This window comes from Treponema sp. R6D11, assembly GCF_054786075.1.
This window is the reverse complement of record NZ_BDHD01000129.1, coordinates 1-4,943: the sequence shown is the minus strand read 5'-3', so window position 1 is coordinate 4,943 and position 4,943 is coordinate 1. Positions and strand designations below refer to the sequence as shown.

The 4,943-nt window shown below is 42.8% G+C and carries 3 protein-coding genes; 2 read left to right on the top strand and 1 reads right to left on the bottom strand.

The genetic code is table 11. From position 1 onward, the window contains the following. Positions 1–157 precede the first annotated feature (157 nt). Positions 158–1,693, top strand: a complete 1,536-nt coding sequence (locus ACYVTD_RS09685) for a GH39 family glycosyl hydrolase (RefSeq protein ID WP_461247572.1) — start codon at positions 158–160, stop codon at positions 1,691–1,693. Between the two features lie 18 nt (positions 1,694–1,711). Further along, on the top strand, positions 1,712–2,875 hold the full coding sequence (locus ACYVTD_RS09680) for a DUF362 domain-containing protein (protein ID WP_461247571.1): 1,164 nt from the start codon (positions 1,712–1,714) through the stop codon (positions 2,873–2,875). A 4-nt stretch (positions 2,876–2,879) separates the two neighbouring features. Here the strand turns inward: ACYVTD_RS09680 and gyrB are convergent, their stop codons facing one another. Then, positions 2,880–4,832 carry a DNA topoisomerase (ATP-hydrolyzing) subunit B gene (gene gyrB / locus ACYVTD_RS09675; RefSeq protein WP_461247573.1) on the bottom strand — a complete coding sequence of 651 codons (1,953 nt, stop codon included), beginning with the start codon at positions 4,830–4,832 and terminating at the stop codon, positions 2,880–2,882. Between the last annotated feature and the right edge of the window lie 111 nt (positions 4,833–4,943).

The window sequence follows — 4,943 nt, the reverse complement described above, 5'->3', positions numbered from 1 at the left end:
GATAAAAACTGTAAAATGTATTAGTCGAATTAAGAGAAAAACCTTGGGCGCAAAAAACAAATGAACTTTTAACTTCTGTTGAAGAACTTTTACTCCACAGTGATTTTGAAGAAACATCTGCGCTCATAGATAATTATTATAATTAAAAGAGACATATATGCAAAAAAAGACAATAATGCTTGGAACCGCAAAAGTTGTTAATTTTCGCAATAATGCATTTCTTTGCATTGGAACAGGCAGAATGGGACTTGCTCTTCAAAAAGAATATTTAGAACAATTAAAACTTGTGCAGGAAAATATCGGGTTTAAATGGATTCGCGGTCATGGTCTCTTTAACGAAGACATGGCAATTTATCAGGAATATAAAACAGAAGACGGCTCTATAGTACCCGAATACAATTTTACATATCTTGACTTTGTAATAGACAGCTATCTGGAACTCAATATCCGTCCATTTATTGAGCTCGGCTTTATGCCTCATGCGATAGCGTCTGGGGAACAGTCGGTATTTTATTGGCGCGGTAATATTACGCCGCCAAAAGATTACGCGCAATGGAACAAACTTGTCGCCGCTACATTACAACATTTAATAGACCGCTACGGCGCGGAAGAAGCAACGTCTTGGCTCGTAGAAGTTTGGAACGAGCCTAACCTTGCTCACTTTTGGAAAGACGCCGACAGACAAGAATATTTTAAACTTTTCCGCGAATCAATAAAAACTGTAAAATCTGTTAATAAAAAATTCCGTGTGGGCGGTCCCGCTATTTGCGGCGTCGATGATATTTCCTGGTTAAAGGACTTTTTAAATTTTTGCCGCGACGAAAAACTTCCGCTCGATTTTGTTACGCGCCATTTGTACAACATTACAGTCCCTGAACGCGACGGCAAATACGGCTACCCAAAAATAAGCCCGCTTTCCCGCGCCTTTGCCGAAACAAACCGTTCCCGCGAAATTATCGACAGCTACCCCGAATACCGCGGTATGGAAATGCACGTAACGGAATTTAACACTTCTTACTCGCCCCGTACGCCTATGCACGATACCAACCTTAACGCCGCATACATCGCCTACCAGCTTGCATATCTTGGCGACGCATGCGAATCATACTCGTATTGGACATTCGGGGATATTTTTGAAGAAACAGGCGTGCCTTTTACGCCTTTTCACGGAGGTTTCGGACTTGTCGCAAACGGGAAAATTTTCAAACCGACATATTGGGCATTTAAGTTTTTTAAGGATTTGGGAGACGGCGAATGTATTCATCGTTCAGAGAATACTATTGTTTTAAGAAAAAAAGACGGGACTTATCGCGGAATTGCATGGAATATCATAGCCGCTAACGAGCCTTTTGCCAAAGAAAGCGACAAATTGACGCTTTGCTTTATGCCTGAAAAAGGCGCGTTTAAGGAGAACGAATACTGCGTTATCACAAAAACAGTCGACGAAGATGTATGCAATCCTTTAAAAGTATGGCACGATATTGGTGAGCCCGCGAATCCGTCCCTTGAGCAAATAAAGTTACTTCAAAGTGTGTCGCCGCTTATAGCGACTAATCGTTGTCATGGTGCGCCAGCGGTTGAATTAACGCTTGGGCGTAACGCGCTTGTGTACTTTGAGATATTTCCCGCGCCAATAACAAGCGATCGCGGGTTTGACTATGAACGCTCGGTAAACATAGAGTTTGCAGATTAATTTTATGGGGAGTTTTTTATGAAAACAGATGTCTACATTGTAAAATGCGAAAGCTACGAAAAAGCGGACGAAAAAATTAATAGACTACTTGACATGATGGGCGGCATTGGACAATTTGCCAAAAAAGGCGAAAAGATCACTTTAAAAGCAAATCTGTTAGGCGCTGTGCCGCCTGAAAAAGCGGTTAGCACTCACCCATCAATTGTCGCCGCAATAGGCAAGCTTGCTAAAAAAGAAGGGGCTATTCCGTTAATAGCGGACAGTCCCGGTTCCGGTTACCTATATAACGAAGCAACTCTTAAAAAACTTTATAAAACCTGCGGAATGTACGATGCGGCGGAACAGGCTGGCATTGATGTAAATATGGATACAGGACATGAAAAAGTATCTTTCCCGCAGGGCAAATTAATGAAACAAATTGACGTTATAAATCCAATAACCCATGCGGACGGCGTATTTAATCTTTGTAAAATGAAAACGCATTTGTATATGCACGTAACGGGTGCGGTAAAAAATCATTTTGGAATTATACCGGGTTTATCAAAAGTAGGGTTTCACGCAAAGTTAATCAGTAAAGAGCATTTTGCGGATATGCTGTTGGATTTGTCTCTTTATGTAGCTCCTCGATTATCAATTATGGACGCGGTGCTTGCCATGGAAGGCGAAGGACCCGGCGCTTCGGGGACTCCAAGGCAAGTTGGGCTTTTGTTAGCATCTACAAGTCCTCTCGCGCTTGATGTTGTCGCGGGTGAAATTATGGGGCTTCCCTACGACCACAACCCCGTATTAATGGCGGCAAAAAGACGCGAGCTATCTCCGTACAAAATAGAAGATGTAAATGTAATTGGCGAAGATCTTTCCGAGCTAAAAATACTCGATTATAAATTTCCGTCGACTGTAAAAGGTTTTAGTAAAACTGTCGAAAAAAATCCCCTTGTAAGGAATATTTTAAAATCGGCTTTAACAAAATATCCTGTAGTATCAAAAACAAGATGTATAAGCTGCGGAATGTGCGCAACCGCCTGTCCGCAAAAAATGATCACATTGATCGATAAACAAGGCAAGAAAAAAGCCGATATAAACTTAAAAGAATGTATCCGCTGTTTTTGCTGTCACGAATTATGTCCGCATAAAGCGATAGACCTTAAGAGCAAATTCATTGCAAAGGCATTAAAGATTTAAGTAACTACACGTCCAAGTTACTGACCAACAGAGCGTTTTCCTCGATAAATTCACGGCGAGGACCGACAACTTCTCCCATCAGCGTGGTAAAAATTCTTTCCGCTTCAACTGTGTCATCAAGATGCACTTGAATAATATTGCGTTTATTCGGGTCCATTGTCGTATCGCACAATTGGTCAGGATTCATTTCACCTAACCCCTTGTACCGCTGAACTGAAACTTTTTCCGCATCTCTGCCCGATTCGGCAAGAATACGGTCTTTTTCAGCGTCATCGTAAGCGTAAAATGATTTTTTATCGTAACTTACTTTGTAAAGCGGCGGCATGGCAAGATAAACATGCCCCTGCTCAATAAGCGGAGTCATATAACGGTAGAAGAACGTTAAAAGCAATGTACGGATATGAGAGCCGTCAACATCGGCATCAGCCATTATGATAATTTTATGGTAGCGAATTTTAGAAACGTCAAATTCATTGCCGCAACCCGCACCAATGCTTGCGATTACCGGCTGTAATTTATCGTTTGTTATTACTTTTTCGATACGCTGTTTTTCTACATTTAACATCTTGCCCCACAGAGGAAGTATCGCCTGAGTGCGTCTGTCTCTGCCGCCTTTGGCGGAGCCGCCTGCGGAGTCGCCCTCTACGATAAAAAGTTCGCACTTTACAGGGTCTTTTTCGGAGCAGTCGGCAAGTTTCCCCGGCAACCCCGCACTGTCCATTGCGTTTTTTCTGCGTGTAGCGTCTCTTGCCTGACGGGCGGCAATACGAGCTTTTGCGGCTAACACTGATTTTTCAAGAATGTTATTAATTACGTCGGGGTGCTGGTCAAAGTAAAGTTCAAGCTGTTCGTTTACAAGGGACTCCACAATACTCTTTACTTCCGAGTTGCCGAGCTTTCCTTTTGTCTGCCCTTCAAACTGCGGATTGGGAACTTTAACCGACAGTACCGCAGTCAGTCCTTCACGCACATCGTCCCCTGAAAGAGTTTCGTCTAACTTTTTGGAATGTTTTGACTTTTTAAGAAATTCATTTAAGGTGCGGGTAAGTGCGGACTTAAATCCGATAAGATGAGTGCCGCCTTCACGAGTGTTAATATCGTTTACAAACGAAAACATTATTTCGTTAAAACCGTCGTTGTACTGGATAGCTGTCTCTATTTCAATTTGACCGCCAAAGCCGTCTTCACGGACACCTTCAAGGTAAATCGGATCATTGTACAATACGTTTTTATTTTCGTTCAGATAGCCGACAAAACTTTTTACGCCGCCTTCAAACATAAAATCGTGAACTTTAGGCGTAGAAAGCCGCTCATCACGAATCGTAATTTTTAATCCCTTATTTAAGAACGCAAGTTCACGCAGACGGTTGGAAAGAGCGTCAAAATTATAAGTTGTGGTTTCAAAAATTGTAACATCGGCTTTCCAGCGGACAACAGTCCCCTGGCGATTCGGCGAATAAGCGTAAGGGAGTCCTGTAGGCTGAATTTCCTTGGCTGGACTTTCGGGAATACCGATTTTATACCGCTGTGTGTATACTTTCCCATCAAGATGAACATAGGCTTCGCACCACTCGGAAAGAGCATTTACGACAGAAACGCCAACGCCGTGCAAACCGCCTGAAACTTTATACGACTTTTTATCGAATTTACCGCCGGCATGCAACCTTGTCATTACCAGCTCTAACGCACTGACATGCTCTGTAGGGTGAATATCGACAGGAATACCACGCCCATTGTCCTCGACCCTGACTATATCGTTTCCTTCCAAAACAACCAAAATATTGGTACAAAAGCCCTGCATGGCTTCGTCTACGGAGTTATCTACTACTTCAAAAACAAGGTGATGAAGCCCGTCAATGCCCGTCGTGCCTATATACATGCCCGGACGCTTGCGGACAGCCTCCAGGCCCTTTAAAACGGTGATATTTTGTGCTGAGTAATCATTGGTTGGATTCATTTTTCTATTATATTGATTTTTGGAGTCTTGGCCTACCCCCCAAACGCGGCACATGTCGCCAAAAGCACCTTGTTCTCCGGCGTTTTGGTATTGGCGCCCCTTATATAATCC